General features: G+C 66.9%; 13 protein-coding genes. 10 read left to right on the top strand and 3 right to left on the bottom strand.

Annotated features, from left to right (window positions below; genetic code table 11):
• The first annotated feature begins 14 nt into the window (after positions 1–14).
• The 6 genes from ACFK0J_RS13695 to ACFK0J_RS13670 all read left to right on the top strand — a co-directional run bounded on the left by ACFK0J_RS13695 (position 15) and on the right by ACFK0J_RS13670 (position 4,684).
• Complete coding sequence (locus tag ACFK0J_RS13695) at positions 15–1,187, top strand: ATP-binding protein (protein WP_378740008.1); 1,173 nt, start codon at positions 15–17, stop codon at positions 1,185–1,187.
• Positions 1,177–2,259, top strand: coding sequence for a hypothetical protein (locus tag ACFK0J_RS13690; protein ID WP_378740006.1), 1,083 nt, complete (start codon positions 1,177–1,179; stop codon positions 2,257–2,259). The genes ACFK0J_RS13695 and ACFK0J_RS13690 overlap by 11 nt, the downstream gene beginning before the upstream one ends.
• 51 nt (positions 2,260–2,310) lie before the next feature.
• Positions 2,311–2,559: a hypothetical protein gene (locus ACFK0J_RS13685; protein WP_378740004.1), complete on the top strand. Its 249-nt coding sequence runs from the start codon at positions 2,311–2,313 to the stop codon at positions 2,557–2,559.
• Between the two features lie 121 nt (positions 2,560–2,680).
• Positions 2,681–3,523: a hypothetical protein gene (locus ACFK0J_RS13680; protein WP_378742827.1), complete on the top strand. Its 843-nt coding sequence runs from the start codon at positions 2,681–2,683 to the stop codon at positions 3,521–3,523.
• Between the two features lie 232 nt (positions 3,524–3,755).
• Complete coding sequence (locus tag ACFK0J_RS13675; RefSeq protein ID WP_378740002.1) at positions 3,756–4,154, top strand: hypothetical protein; 399 nt, start codon at positions 3,756–3,758, stop codon at positions 4,152–4,154.
• A 62-nt stretch (positions 4,155–4,216) separates the two neighbouring features.
• Positions 4,217–4,684 (top strand): hypothetical protein, encoded by a 468-nt coding sequence (locus tag ACFK0J_RS13670; protein ID WP_378740000.1) that lies wholly within the window; start codon positions 4,217–4,219, stop codon positions 4,682–4,684.
• A 95-nt stretch (positions 4,685–4,779) separates the two neighbouring features.
• On the opposite strand, the gene ACFK0J_RS13665 is transcribed toward ACFK0J_RS13670, so the two are convergent.
• The gene (locus ACFK0J_RS13665; RefSeq protein ID WP_378739998.1) at positions 4,780–5,721 is read right to left on the bottom strand and encodes an SMP-30/gluconolactonase/LRE family protein; all 942 of its coding nucleotides are present in this window, start codon (positions 5,719–5,721) and stop codon (positions 4,780–4,782) included.
• Between the two features lie 177 nt (positions 5,722–5,898).
• On the opposite strand from ACFK0J_RS13665, the gene ACFK0J_RS13660 reads away from it, so the two are divergent.
• Entirely contained in the window at positions 5,899–6,777 is an 879-nt protein-coding gene (locus tag ACFK0J_RS13660) for a LysR family transcriptional regulator (RefSeq protein WP_378739996.1), read from the top strand.
• Between the two features lie 18 nt (positions 6,778–6,795).
• On the opposite strand, the gene helR is transcribed toward ACFK0J_RS13660, so the two are convergent.
• Positions 6,796–8,991 (bottom strand): RNA polymerase recycling motor ATPase HelR, encoded by a 2,196-nt coding sequence (helR, locus tag ACFK0J_RS13655; RefSeq protein ID WP_378739994.1) that lies wholly within the window; start codon positions 8,989–8,991, stop codon positions 6,796–6,798.
• A gap of 355 nt (positions 8,992–9,346) precedes the next feature.
• On the opposite strand from helR, the gene ACFK0J_RS13650 reads away from it, so the two are divergent.
• The 3 genes from ACFK0J_RS13650 to ACFK0J_RS13640 all read left to right on the top strand — a co-directional run bounded on the left by ACFK0J_RS13650 (position 9,347) and on the right by ACFK0J_RS13640 (position 12,941).
• Positions 9,347–10,123 carry a hypothetical protein gene (locus ACFK0J_RS13650; RefSeq protein WP_378739992.1) on the top strand — a complete coding sequence of 259 codons (777 nt, stop codon included), beginning with the start codon at positions 9,347–9,349 and terminating at the stop codon, positions 10,121–10,123.
• A gap of 130 nt (positions 10,124–10,253) precedes the next feature.
• Positions 10,254–11,765, top strand: a complete 1,512-nt coding sequence (locus ACFK0J_RS13645) for a M28 family metallopeptidase (protein WP_378739990.1) — start codon at positions 10,254–10,256, stop codon at positions 11,763–11,765.
• A gap of 213 nt (positions 11,766–11,978) precedes the next feature.
• Positions 11,979–12,941: a ferritin-like domain-containing protein gene (locus ACFK0J_RS13640; protein ID WP_378739987.1), complete on the top strand. Its 963-nt coding sequence runs from the start codon at positions 11,979–11,981 to the stop codon at positions 12,939–12,941.
• Between the two features lie 101 nt (positions 12,942–13,042).
• Here ACFK0J_RS13640 and ACFK0J_RS13635 read toward each other — a convergent pair whose 3' ends face one another.
• Positions 13,043–13,804 carry a type 1 glutamine amidotransferase domain-containing protein gene (locus ACFK0J_RS13635; RefSeq protein ID WP_378739985.1) on the bottom strand — a complete coding sequence of 254 codons (762 nt, stop codon included), beginning with the start codon at positions 13,802–13,804 and terminating at the stop codon, positions 13,043–13,045.
• Position 13,805: the final 1 nt, after the last annotated feature.

Here is a 13,805-nt window from a genome sequence, read left to right as displayed (position 1 = left end):
GGCGGGGCTCATCGGTGGCCCGAGCCGCCGCCGAACAGATCGATCGCATCCTCGCCTTCGCGCTCGGCCTCGGCGTGTGGATATTCGGTGCGGGTGACGCCGCCGAGATCGCCGGGCAGTCGCGGCACTTCCCGGCATGGTGGACCGTGCTGGCCCTGACCGGTGTGTTCGGCACCGCTCTGCTGCTGGCCGGAACCGCCCTGCGCGCCGCACTGCCCACCGTGCGGGGCATAGCCGCCACGCACGCAACGGTTTTCGCGGTGGTCGTCGGGCTCTCCGGGTTCGCGGTGCAGCAGGGACAGATCACCGACGATGTGGCGTGGATCTATCGGCTGGTTCCGCTCGGCGGGGTCGCGGCCACGCTGGCCTGGCGGACCCCGGTGACCGCGGTCTACCTGGTCGCCGTCGGGATGCTGGCCGCATCATCGACCGGACGAGCCACCGGCGACGTCACCTGGACGGAATTCGCGCTCACCTCGGTCCGGATCATCGGGATCACGGTCGCCTTCGTCTACATCACCCAGCTGGCTCGGCGCGCCGCCCACCTGCTCGACAAGGAGCGCGCGCGAGCACATGACCAGGCATCGCTCGCGGCGGCGGAGGAGGCGCGGGCCGGCGAGCGGGCGTGGTTCGCGGGGCTGATCCACGACAAAGTGCTGGCCACTCTGCTCGACACCTCCCGCGGCGGCAGTCCCTCGATGCTGGCTCGGCAGGCCAATCACGCCCTCGGTCAATTCGCCGCCATCGGACGCGTCAACGAGTTGTGCACCGATCTCGAAGCGGTCGAGGCCATCGCCCGCGAAGCGGGCGGCGCCATCGATACCGAACTGCGCGTTCAGGTCCGGCACGACTGCAACTCGGCCGACCTGCGCATCGACTCCGCCGCGGTGGCCGCGCTCAGCCAGGCCGCCGCCGAAGCCGTCCGCAACAGCGTGCGGCACGCCGCCGTGCCGGGGCGCACCGTGGCGCGGCAGTTGACCATCGTGGCGCGGGAGTCCGGCATCACCGTTGTCGTCAGTGACGACGGCGCCGGCTTCGACCCGGGCCAGGTTGCGGCCAATCGGCTCGGCCTCACGGTCAGCATCCTGCGGCGGATGCGCGAGGCAGGCGGCCGCGCCATCATTGATTCCCGCCCCGGTGCCGGCACCAGGGTCGTACTGGAATGGAACGCCCCCGATGAGACCTGACAACGGCGACCTGAGCCGACTGCTCAGCGGGCGGCGCTCCACCGTGCTGACGATCATCGCCGTGGTGCTGGCCACCGACGCCGCAGTGATGATCCGTTCGATGCGCAGGGCCGAGATTCCTATGTCGGTTTCCCTGGTCGCCGCCGCCGCGCTCATCGTTGCCGCCACCGTCGTCGTCGTACTCGACATGGGGAAACCGATCCACACCTACGCGGCTGTCTTCGTGGCAGCCGCGGGGCCGGTCGGTGCCTTGATCGCCAATGATCAAGTGACCGCCGAGCTGCACGCGCACACCAGCGTGTGGACCGCCTACATGGCGGGTAGCGCGCTGGCGTTGCTCGTTCTGCGCGGCCGAAACGTGCTGGCCTGGGCGGGAACCGGGGCAACCTGGCTCGCCGTCGTGCTCGCGGCGGGCGGCGAGCCGACCGCGTACGTGCAGGCGGTCGTTCCGCTGGTCAATGTCGCCATCGCCGCGGCGTTCGCCGCGATAATGCGCCCGACCCTGCGCTCGCTGCACGAACTCGAGATCGAGTCGACCGCGCGCGCCGCGAAGCACGCCCGGCTCGACGCCCAGAACGCCGAACGCAAACGCCAACTCGACCGGCTCGACCGGCGCGCGCGCCCGATGCTCGAACGCATCGCCGCGGCCGTCCCGTTCCGGCCCGATGAACGGGAAGAATGTCGCCTGCTCGAAGCCGAACTCCGCGACGAACTGCGCGCACCGCAGCTGTCCACACCCGAAGTCCTCGGCGCCGCCCGCGCGGCCCGCCAGCGCGGGATCGAGGTGATGCTGCTCGACGACGGTGGACTCGACGCCGCCTCCTCCCGCATCCGCACCTTGGTCCGCGACGTCGTCACCCGCGAACTCGACAACACCCACCAGGGACAGGTGACCGTCCGCGTACTCCCCCCAGGACGACACAACCTCGCCACCGTCCTCGTCGACCAGACCTGCGGCAACCGCCGAACCGAAATCGACCGCGCCGGAACAGTAACCGTCACCCTCGACCGAACCCCACCACTGCGAGCAGACGGACACTCCGACGCCACCGGACCCCGCCGCGCGTGCTGATCGGCACCCGCCTGGCGTCACAGAGTTTCGGTAGCGACTTCGAGCCACGCGATGAAGATGCCGAAGTCGCTCGGCCGCAGTCCTATAGCCGACTGCTATCCGGGAGACCTGCTGCGGGCGGTGCTTCGTTTGCAGGCCGACCAATGGCCTGGCGATGCCGACCTGTTGGCCCGCGCTCAACGCATCGCCCAGCAGGCCGATGCGTTGATCGCTGAACTGGATGGCGCTCGAGTCCCCGAACTTCGACAGCTGGTCAGCGAATTCCTAGAAGACAGCGACCGGTCCCGCCGCGGCCCGTAGCCGGAAGTGGGCACCCTGCCGCTGGGCGCGCTGTCGACGAGACAGGCCGTGGTGCAACGTTTCCGGTGCGTCGAATGGTCAGTATCGCCGAGGTCGCTGCGGATATTGTTGCCAGGTGACGATGTTCGCTAGTGGCGCTATTCGGGAGTTGGGGAGCGACCCGCGGCATGCTGTGGTTCGGTTCGGTGAGGAGCCGAATCCTGGTCCGGCACAGGCCGCCCAGCGGGTCTTGTTGGTCGATGGGCAGCCTGCTTTCGAGTTGAGCTATTGGTGTGGCACCTGTCCGATGTTGTTCAAGCGACGGGAAGGGGCCCACAAGACACTGTCGGTGGCAAGTCTTGCCGAACGGTTGACCGCCGGACTCGACGCGCTGGACGAGTCGGTGATCGCACCGTTTGCCGAACTACTTCCGTTCGGTAGGTATGTGCCGATGCTGCTGGGCATCGACCCGCGACTCGTGCATCCGCTGGACCCCGACGACTACTTCGCTCACGAGCAGGTCGCGACGTGGGGTATCGATTCGTTCTGGGGGTTACCCAATTACCCACAGACGGTCTACTACCGGACATTCGACGCACCGGTGAGCGCCGATGCCCATCTGCACGAGTTCGTCGTCCCGATGGTTCCGCCGACCTGGAACGACGCCACCCGAGTAGCGCAGTACCAGCAGCAGCTCCAAACCTCTTCGACGCCAACGGCGGTGGCGGTCTCACTGCTGGACATATGCCAGCCGGCCATGGCCGATGAGAGCCGCGACGACTACTACATACACTGGTCATTGCTCCACTTCCTGCTCGACGGCCACCACAAGCTGGAAGCGGCCGCCCGTTCTCATCGCCCACTCCGCCTGCTGTCCCTGTTGAGTGTCGACGACAGCCTCGCCGAACAACACGACATCGATCGCCTCACCACCGTCCGAGCGGACCTCGCCCGCCCACGCAGTTCACCGCCCCGTCCCCGCTGAGCGGGCTTGCCGACCCGGACACGCCGTAGGAGTTCGTGCCCGTTGTCGATCGCGCGCCGTCCGCTGATCGTCGGTTGCTTCAGTGGCGGCCGTGTACATGGCGAACGTGGAGACCAATCCCGATGCTTCGCGGCTCCGAAGAAGATGCGTTGTCACTCTCAGATGGAACTAGCGCAGTCTCCGGTCTATCCGCCCGTGGCACAGGATTCTGAACTCCGACAGAAGGGTTTCTATGAAGCTTTCCATGTTCGGTTCGGCCGTTGTCGCAGCTGGAGGCACTGTATTGATCGGTACGGCCGTCGCTCATGCGGGACCGCCAGCTGAACCCGAACCCACGGCGTCGATCGGTAGCGTCGAGTTGGCCGAGTCCGGCCTCGCGGTCACCGTGAACTATCTGTGCCACAGCGACGAGGTGGACGGTCTTGTCCTCTCCGTCGAGCAGACCTCCGACGGCAAAAAGGTCATCGGCGGAGGTGAGGCGAAGGCCGAGTGCGACGGCGAGGATAAGACCAAGAAATTCACCATCACTCCGAGCGAGGGAGACAAATTCCAAGCTGGCGAAGTCGAGATCAACTTGGAAATGATCGGCAACAGCCCTGCCGCGATCACAGAAAAGCGCACGGTCGAATGAGCTCGATACGACTTACCGAGGCATGTCACTCGCGAGGAGGAGGTCGAACAATCAAACGAGCAATGGGATCGCTGACGCTGGTCATGTCGCTGGTCACCATGGGGTGCATCGGTGCCGCAACCGCGGACGCCGCGGACTCCGATAAGTGCGGCACGCACGCCGAAGACTACTACGGTGAGTGGAAGGGGAAACTGATGCGGTCCTCTTCGGTCGATTGGAAGGTCGTCCTGTATCCGACCGAAAAAGCGGATGGTGCACGCGACGCCCCCTACAACTACGACGATACTTTCACCGGGGAGTTCACCATTCGTCCAGATCAGCGAGACAAGCTCGAGGTGACCTTGCATTCGAAGAAGAATTTCCCGGCGAGGATGCAGCTCGAGCCGATCTGCCCGTCCGGCACCACGAGGCCGGACAGCTTGCGGCACCATTACCAGTACGGCGGCGCCACGCAGTTCAAGGACGACAAGGGGAACACGGTACACGACTGGGTCGACAACTATTCCGACCTGACGGCGGTGGGCTCCTGATCCGCTGCTCCACCGAATTCGAAGAAGTCTCGACCCGGGCGGCCGTCGATTCCGTTCCTACACAACAGGCGACGGCCGCTTCGGCTGCGGGGCGCTTATCGGGGTTGATCGATCGCGACGGCGGTGTAGGGGGTGGTCGGCTCGGGTGGGGTGTTGAAGCGGGCGTTCGGGAGGTACATGCGGCCGCCGAAGGTGGCGACTGTCGACGGTACGTCGAAGCGCGGGTCGGTGACTCGGCGTTGGACGGTGCCGGTCGTGCCTTCGGGGTCTAGGGTGACCATGGCGATTGCGTTGCGCCGGTTTTGCACGACATACAGTGTGCTGCCGTCCAAGAGCAGTCCGTCGCCGTCGGGTAGTGCCTCGGTGCCGAGAGCGATCTGCCGTGTCGCGCCTGTCGCGGGGTCGACGCGGAACAGGTGGCCGGTCACCGACTGCACGATGATCAGGGCCGCGCCGTCGGGTGTGCGCACGATGCCGTTGGCATTGAATGCGCCTGGCACATAGGCGATGTCGCCGGTCAGCGGAAGTCGTCGCACCGCCTCGGGCCGCGGCAGTGCACCGTCGGGACCGATGGGCAGGTGGTAGAGCACGGCCGCGCGTGAGTCGGTGAACCACGCGCCCGTCGGTGTGAGCACTACATCGTTGACGAATGTGTCCGGCGCCGTGGCGACTTGGTAGTTCGCCAGCACCGCGCCCGTCCAGATGTCCACCACGCGAATGTCGCCACCGGTGCCGCCGGCGACGAACAGTCGACCGCGGTGGTCGATTTGGAGTCCGAGCGCTGGCGTGCCCGGGCCGCGGCTCAGGATGTCACCCTGTCCGGTCACCAGGTTGGCGCGATAGATCGAGCCGTCCGCCATGGAGCCGATATAGGCTACCGGCAGCGCACCGATGGCGATACCTTCCGGCCGGAATCCGGCGGGCAGGGCGATCGTGGTGGGAAACACCGCACCGTCCGCCATCGCCCGGTCCGTGGGTGCCAGCACGGTCACAACGAGGCAGGCGAGCGCGAACGAGATACCGAGGACTCGCTTCATTTCATCGTTCTCTCTGTCGTCAGGTCGGCCGGAGTCTGCTACCGGCGCGCGCCCAGCCGCAGGCCCCCCACGGAACCACCTGCGCTGCTGAGCTTTTCACCTTCGAGTCTCACCCGCAGCGATCAATCAGTCCAATGCATGTTTGTCACCCCACCGATCTCGATACAAGATTGATCCATGGAGCTCCAGCAGATGCGCTACGTCGTCGCCGTCGCCGAGACGAACAGCTTCACCCGGGCGGCCGAGCGATGCCTGGTGGTGCAGTCCGCCCTCAGCCACCAAATCGCGCGCCTGGAACGGGAATTGGATGCTCGACTGTTCGAACGCACCAGCCGTCGCGTCCGGCTGACACCGGCCGGTACGGCGTTCCTCCCCGCTGCCCGTCAGTGTCTGGACGCCGCCGAGCGCGCCGCCGCCGAGGTCGCCGCGGCCATCGGCGAGGTGCGCGGACGACTCGCCGTCGGCGTGATCTCCACCGTGGCCGCGGTCGATATTCCGGCCGCCCTGCGTGCTTTCCACCAGCGGTACCCGCAGGTCCGCATCAGCCTGCGCGTCGGCCCGTCCGAGGAGCTCGTCGAGCAGGTCGAGCAAGGCGCGATCGACTTGGCCTTCCTCGGCGTGCCGACCACAACCCGACCCCGAGGTGTCGCCGTCCAAGAATTGGCCCGTGACCGATTCGTCGCCGTGGTCGCGCCGGATCATCCCCTCGCCGGGGAACCGGTGGTCGACCTCCGAAGGCTCGCCACCGAGGTTTTCGTGGACTTGCCTGCCGACACCGCCGGACGTGCCCATTCCGACCACGCCTTCGCGACGGCGGGCCTCGACCGTGACGTCGCCTTCGAAGTGACCAACGCGGACTTCCTGGCCCGGCTGGTCGGCCAGGGCCTCGGTGTCGCCATGCTGCCCGCCGCGTACGTGCCCCGGCTCACCGGTGTGGTGGTCATCGAGGTCGCCGACGCACCGGCTCGCGTCGAGTACGTCGCCTGGAGCCTGTCCGGCCCCACGCCGGCGGCGTCGGCATTCCTCACCATTCTCGACATCGATCAGACGCGCTAGTCGCCGAAACCCCGACGCCTACCGTCGATTCCCCGCCTGGGCGGGTGTTTTGATTTCGGTGAGCCCGGTCAAAGCCTGCGGCAATGGGCCCCGATGCAGAACGCCGAGACGCTGGGTGGCGCGGGTGAGGGCGACATAGAGCTCGGCCGCCCCGCGAGGACCGTCGGCGAGGATCCGTTCCGGCTCCACGACCAGGACGGCATCGAACTCCAGGCCCTTCGTCTCCGACGCCGCCACCACGCCCGGCACCCCCGGCGGCCCGATCACCACGCTCGTGCCTTCCCGACCAGCTTCGTCCTGTACGAATTCCCCGATGGCAGTGGCTAGTTCGTCCCCGGTAACCTGCCTGGACCACGGCCGGACGCCACACGAGCGGACCGATTCCGGCGGCTGCACCCCGGGTGCGAACTCGGCCAACAGCGCGGCGGCGACGGTCATGATCTCCGCCGGGGTGCGGTAGTTCACCGACAGCGACCGGTAGACCCAGCGGCCGGGCACGTACGGCTCCAGCATCTGGTCCCACGATGTCGCTCCGGCGGGCGACCGGCGTTGGGCGAGATCGCCGACCACCGTGCAGGATCGGCTCGGGCAGCGCCGCATCAGCACTCGCCAGTCCATTTCGGACAGCTCCTGAGCCTCGTCGACCACGACGTGCCGATAGGTCCAATCACGGTCCGCGGCAGCACGTTCGGCGAGTTCCCTGGTGTCGCGTTCGACGAAGCGATCCGCCAAGTCCTCGCCGTAGAGCAGGTCCTGGGCGAACAGGTGGTCCTCGTCGTCCATCATGTCCGCGCGGCCGACCATGAGGTCCAGCACTCCGGCGGCATACGCGGCCTCGGCCTTACGTTCCCGTTCGGCCGCCTGATCGACCGGCTTGTCGCGGCCGAGCAAGTCGATCAGTTCGTCGAGCAGCGGCACGTCCGACACCGTCCACGCGTCGCCCTCGGCACGCAGCAGCGCCTGGTCGGCGCCTGCCGCCCGCAGCCGTTCGGGAGACGTATATAGCTGTGCTAGTAGAGTTTCCGGCGTCAATATGGGCCACAGTTCATCGAGTGCGGCATTGAACTCGGCATTGTCCGCGAGTTCCGCGAGCAGGTCGGCCCGCAACTGCTCCCACGCTTCCCGGTCCGCGCGGGTCAGCCACCCCTGGCCGATCCGGGCTATCGCACGTTCGGTGAGCACGTACGTGACGATCTCGATGAACACCGCGCGCGCCTCGTTGTGCGGCCGTCCGCTCGCGCGCGCCTCCTCCCGCGCCCACTCCACGGTCTCGGCGTCGATCCGCACTGTGACGTCGGTCAGTTCGATCGGCAGCGGATGCTCCGGCAGCCGCTGCCGATCGGCGACCGCCGCCGCGAGCACGTCCAGGATCCGCAGCGAACCCTTGAGCCGCGCGGCGGCCGGAGTGTCCTCGGCGGTGACGTGCAGCCCGGGCACGAGGTCACCGGTGGTCGTGAACACCACGTTGGTTTCGCCCAGCGACGGCAGTACGTGGGCGATGTGGTTCAGGAACGTCGGGTTAGGACCGACCACCAGCACACCTTGGCGTTCCATCCGTTCCCGCTGGGTGTAGAGCAGGTATGCGACGCGGTGCAGCGCCACCACCGTCTTCCCGGTGCCCGGGCCTCCCTCGATCACCAGCACCCCAGGGTGGTCGAGCCGGATGATCTGGTCCTGTTCGGCCTGGATCGTCGCGACGATGTCGCGCATTCCGGCACCGCGGGGTGCGTTCACCGCCGCGAGCAGGGCCGCGTCCCCACGCTCGTCACCATCGGGGCGGCCGAGCACCTCGTCGGTGAAATCGACCACCTGACGCCCGCGGGTGTGGAACTGGCGGCGCCGCCGCATGTTCTCCGGATTCGCGGCGGTGGCGACATAGAACGCGCGTGACGCCGGTGCCCGCCAATCGAGCAACAACGGTTCGTACTCGTTCGCTTCATCGAACAGACCGATCCGGCCGATATAGCTATGTTCGCCCGACAGCGTGTCCAACCGGCCGAAACACAATCCGTTGTCCGCCACGTCCAGCCGCTTCACCTCTCTGGCCAGCGCGCGCACCTCGACATCGCGCTCCATGGGTGTCCCGCCGTTTCCCCGCAACGCCGCGCTGTACTGACCCTTTACTCGCGCGCGCTCGGCGTCGAGCCGCGTGTAGAGCCCGGCAACGTAGCTACGCTCGGACCGCAATTCGTCTTGGTACCCCTGAGTAGGCATGTGCCCCTTACTTTTATCCTGACTCGATGAACCCGCGTGATCACCACCACACGCGCAGTCACGAACTCTCATTTCCGCAGGTTCTGACCCTAGGCGGGCAATTGTGCGGCATGACCCGGGTCTTGCCGCAAGCCCCCGGGTGCGCTATATGTTGAAAGTGGAAGGAGTAAACAAACTCCTCTTTTCTTCGCTCGTCCGCTCTGGACGGCCCTCAACTCTTCTTGCGGCTGACTCCTCGACTGCGGGTAGTTCAGCGAGCTCGGCGACCTCGGAATCGACGGCAAGCCGATCGAAAACACCTGCGGCCGTAGTTATTTCCTGGTAGTAATCGGGTGCTGTCCGGCAGGATCGCTTTGTGATCCGCATTTCCACCGTTTCCGTGCTCGAGGCATGGCTTGACCAGCGCCACGGATTCGAGGACGGCCACCTGGCGCGGGTAAAACAGTCACCCGACGGAGCGGTCACCCTCGAGTTGGAAGGATATGTCCAGCTGGGGTTGCGGCCGGGAGATGTGTCGGTGGTCGAGGTGTACGAGCTGGTGGCCGACGCGCCGGTCGAGTTCGCCGCGCCAGCCGTCCCCGCCCCCGACCATTGCCTGGAAGGCGTCGATACGGGCGATCTCAATGGGCGCATGGTCGTTCGCATCGACTATGGCCGGGTCCGACTGGTGGCCGACGAGGTGACGGTGCGGCATGTCGCAACGGAACGCCGGCGCACCGAACCGTATACGCGTGACGAACTCACCATTATGTCCGACCCCGGGCACGATGATCGGTTCTGGTCCACCCGAGTCAGCACGGTGCTGGGAACACCGGTTGTGTGGCGGGTCTTCGGTGGTCGTTCGCCACGGGAGGCGGGACTGGATACAGACGGGTGTTTCTTGCAGACCCTGCCTCGATTAGCGGAGACCGACTACGGCGTCTTCTGTGTGCGGCATTCCGGCGGTGGCGTAACCATGAGCCGCCGTGACGACGTCGACGCCGACCTGTGGCGGGCGGTGCAACTGGTCGCGGCCGACTTCGACTGGATTCGATCGGGCAACTGCGTCTTCGACTCGGCCGACTGGGTCTCTTACCTGACGACGAACCAGTTCCCACCCGATGAAAGATTGCGGGGAATTCTGCTGACCTGAACAGCATCCCACGAAGCGGCTAGCCCTGTGGAAACCCCATTTCCCCACTCTCAACTGGGGTTTCACCGAGCCGACGCACCGGCTTAACCTCCGATCATCGGGAGTTTTCCGTCCCTTCGAAGGAGCCGACATGCCCCGCACCTTTCGCGCAAGGGCAGGCCACGTTATCGCCGCCGCCGCCGCTGTGCCTCTCGTTCTATCCCTCGCGCTGACCGGGTCAGCGTATGCCGAACCCGGTGCGCCGCCCGGGCCACCGGCCGACTCGATCCAGGCGCCCGACGTCAAGCAGCACCTGGAGAGGTTCCAGACCATCGCCAACGCCAACGGTCGCACGCGCGCCGCGGGCACACCCGGCTATGACGCCTCTCGCGACTATGTGGCCGGTGAATTGCGCCGCGTGGGTTACCAGGTGACCTTGCAGGCGTTCACCTTCCAGGCGTTCCGGGAACGGACGACGGCGGTCATGGAAGAGGTCTCGGCCGGGCCCAAGACATATAAATCGACCCCGCCGGACCGCAGCGAGCTCGGCGACTTCGCCACCGCGACCTACTCGGGCTCGGGTGACAAGCGCGCGACGGTCCAGGGCGTCGACCTCGTCCTGCCGCCCGGCCCGCAGCCGAACACCTCGACCTCCGGCTGCGAGAAGGCGGACTTCGCCAAGTTCACCCGCGGCAACATCGCCCTGCTGCAGCGCGGCACCTGCACCTTCGCCGACAAGGCCCGAAACGCCCAGGCCGCAGGGGCATCCGGCGTGATCATCTTCAACGAGGGCCAGGAGGGCCGTACCGACACCTTCACCGAGCCCCTCGACGAGACCGGCATCACCATCCCGGTGGTCGGCACGAGTTTCGCCGTCGGCAAGGATCTCGCCTCCTCGAAGAACAAGGTCGTCCGGCTGAAGACCGACACCGAAGCCCTGCCCGCAACGACGCACAACGTGCTGGCGGAAAGCAGGCAAGGCAACGCCGACAAGGTAGTGATGGCCGGAGCGCACCTCGATTCCGTGCGCGCCGGGCCGGGCATCAACGACAATGCTTCGGGCAGCGCGGGACTCCTCGAGGTCGCGTTGCAGATGGCCACCACCCAGCCGAAGAACAAGGTCCGATTCGCCTGGTGGGGCGCCGAGGAACTCGGCCTGATCGGCTCCAAGTACTACGTGTCGAACCTGTCCGCCACCGAGCGCAGCAGGATCAAGCTCTACCTCAACTTCGACATGATCGGTTCGTCGAACTTCGCGTACAAGATCTACAACGGCAGCAGCGGCCCGGCCGGCTCCGTCGCGATCGAGCAGAACTTCAACCGCTACTTCGACTCCCGCAACATTCCGCACGTCCGCACCGCGCTGGACGGGCGTTCGGATTACGGCCCGTTCATGCGGGTCGGCATTCCGGTCGGCGGCCTGTTCACCGGCGCGGAGGGGATCAAGACGCGCCAAGAACAGCAGCTGTTCGGCGGAACTGCGGGCCGACCCTACGACCCGTGTTACCACCGGTCTTGCGACACCACCGCCAACATCAGTGACACGGCGTTGACCGTGAACACCGGTGCGATCGCCGACGCGATGCAGACCTATGCGGCGAGCGACAACCCACCGGACCGCGCCGCGGCGGCGACGTCCGAGGAAGCACCTACACACGAGTAAGGATCATCTAGCCGAGGGCGGGCGCTTGCCCGCCCTCAGCCATGTCCGAAACACGAGCTAGCGGGCGACTTGCCGGTGCGGCGGTGAACGGTTTCGCGCCGATGCGATCCAAATCGTTTGCGGCGCAATGTTTCGGACGGCGGTGCGGGGTACTCACTGTAGCGGGTGCAGCGTTGCGCCGACCTGACGTCAACGTCAAAGGACCAGATTCACATGAGCACACGCGACATCACTACCTTGCTGGCGCAGCTGCGCGCCGTCCGCGATCTGACCAACACCGAAATCCAGGTCGCCGAAACACGCATTGCGCAGGCCCGGACGGAGGCGGTGCGCCGCGAGTTGTCCCAGAACGCCGACAACGCTCGCGCCCGCGCCGAAGCCATCGAGGCCGCCATCCGCGAACTGGGCGGCGTCCCGCAGCTGATCGGTCCCTTCCTGGGACGGGCGGCCGCTACGGTCAAGGCGGTGGGCGAACAGGCCCAGCCGTTCGACGAGGCCTTGCTCGGCGACCTCAACCTCGAACACCAGCTCCTCGACCGCGCCCGCTACATCAAGGCGCTGGCGACCACCGCCCAGCGTTCCGATGTGGTGGCATTGGCGGACAGGTTGATCGAGGCGCACTCGGCAACCGTGGCCTGGCTGACCACAGTTTTGGCGGAGGAGGCCCTCGGCGGCCCGGCCGCACTGCGCCACACCCCGCTCCAGACGGCCACCGGTACCGTGGTGAAGCTGGTAACCATCCCGGTCACCTGGTCCGCCCGCGGCCTGGACCGGGCGCTGGACACCTTCCGCTCCACCCCACCCGCGCTCGGCGAGTTGCTCGCCCGCGGCGCACACGCGGGTGATGTCGCGGTCAAAACGCTGGCCGCCTCCCGCGACGCCGCGCTCCAGACCGCCGAGCAGGTGACCCGACGCGAAGGTGCCGACGCCGCCGCCGACGCCTTGCATTCGGTCCGCACCGCTACCGGTGTCCTCGAACCGCGGGAGCTGCCGATCAGCGACTACGACGAGCTGAACGTCAACCAAGCCGTCGCCGCGATCCGGGAACTGACCGACCCCGCCGACGTGCGCGCGATCGTCGCGTACGAGGAAGCGAACAAGAACCGGCACGGTGTCGTCTCGGCCGCCCAGACTCGGCTCGCGGCGATCGCCCAGGAGGTCACCGGCCTCAACTGAGGCTGACCCGGCCCGCTCCCCCGGCGGGAGTGCGCGAGAAGGTAACTGGGGCATGTGCGGACGCTCCGCGGAACGTCCGCACATTCCGCTGTCCGATGCGCTCAGCGTGCGGCGCTGCGGTGTTCCAGCACCAGATCGCGATATTCGGCCGCGAGCCGGTGGCAGTCGCCCGGCCACCTGGCCGAAATGTAGTTGCGGTCCCGAACCGTGAACCCACGGTGCAGGCGAGTCGCGCTATCGCGGTGCGGCAGTAGCGGTCCCCGTTCGAACTGGCGCGGGTCACGCAGTGCGGCAGTGACTTCCGATTGCACGGTCTGCGGATAGGTCCGGTAGTAATCGCCGAGCCGCAACCGTGTCAGATTCCACGCCGACAATTCCAGAGTTGCTGTGACAGCGGTGGTCCGGCGGTCGTACAACACCGAGCGGCCGGTGTGCGGGTCCTTGGCTCGCGCGGCGAGCAGCACCCCGTGACAGACCGCGGCGACCGGCTTGCCGCCCAGCAGCGCGCGACCGAAAATGCCCTGGGCGACCGTTGATTCGAGCATCGTCTTCATCCCGGGGGCATGCCCGCCGGGCACGACAACGCCCGACACCTCGTCGTCCACGACGTCGGAATACGGGATGGGCGACTGGAAGTCGGCATCCTCGCGCATCCGGTCATAGGCCCGCAACGCATCCGAACGGGTCATCAGCACTGGCGAAAGCACCGAGAACCCTCGCTCGACCAGCCGCTCATCGGCGAGGGCGACCCGGCCCTCCGGCGTCGCGAATCGGACCGGCACGCCCGCGTCCCGCAGTGCCGCCCACGGCACCGCCGATTCGGTCGGATCGTAATCGCGCTCGGGCAGCAGGAACAGGATCATC

It is taken from the genome of Nocardia brasiliensis (genome assembly GCF_042691675.1).
GTDB lineage: Bacteria > Actinomycetota > Actinomycetes > Mycobacteriales > Mycobacteriaceae > Nocardia > Nocardia brasiliensis_D.
The sequence above is the reverse complement of the archived record's forward strand: the minus strand, read 5'-3'. Positions and strand labels throughout refer to the sequence as shown.